Genomic DNA, 430 nt, shown 5'->3' with positions numbered 1-430 from the left:
TATTTAAATAGTTTAAGAACAATTCCGCATTTTTCCCACGCACTTGCCAAGACATACAACGTACACCGCCGCCCATATGACAGACATTTGAAGACTGTACTGGAACAACAGTACGCTTCGTTACGCTACGAATTTGCTGTAACGCGACAGCATCTTCTTTAATCCCAAATTGCGGGAAGTAAATCCGTTCAGGCGTGACCAACATATTGGTGTATAGGCCACATGCAGAACCAAATTTTTCATCGTAGATTTCACTGCCATCATAAGGGGTGATGATTTCACGAATTTTAACATTGGGAATACCGCGTTTTAAATCGGCTTTGAGTTGCTTAGCATAGTCGGGATCTTCAGGGTAAGAGTTAATTACCAAGGTATTTTGGTCGACAAAGCTGACTACGCCATCGGCATGTTCCAAGCCCCCTTGTTCATC

Annotated in this window: 1 protein-coding gene; it reads right to left on the bottom strand. The window is 43.0% G+C overall.

Annotated elements, in window-relative coordinates; all coding sequences use genetic code 11:
• Window positions 1-430, bottom strand: a 430-nt coding sequence (locus DLK05_RS17110) for an agmatine deiminase family protein (protein ID WP_148114137.1), incomplete at both ends; no start/stop codon positions are given.

The sequence above is a fragment of the Ancylomarina longa genome (assembly GCF_003996985.1).
Lineage (GTDB): Bacteria > Bacteroidota > Bacteroidia > Bacteroidales > Marinifilaceae > Ancylomarina_A > Ancylomarina_A longa.
Note: the sequence above shows the minus strand (reverse complement) of the source record. Positions and strands in the feature narration are given on the sequence as shown.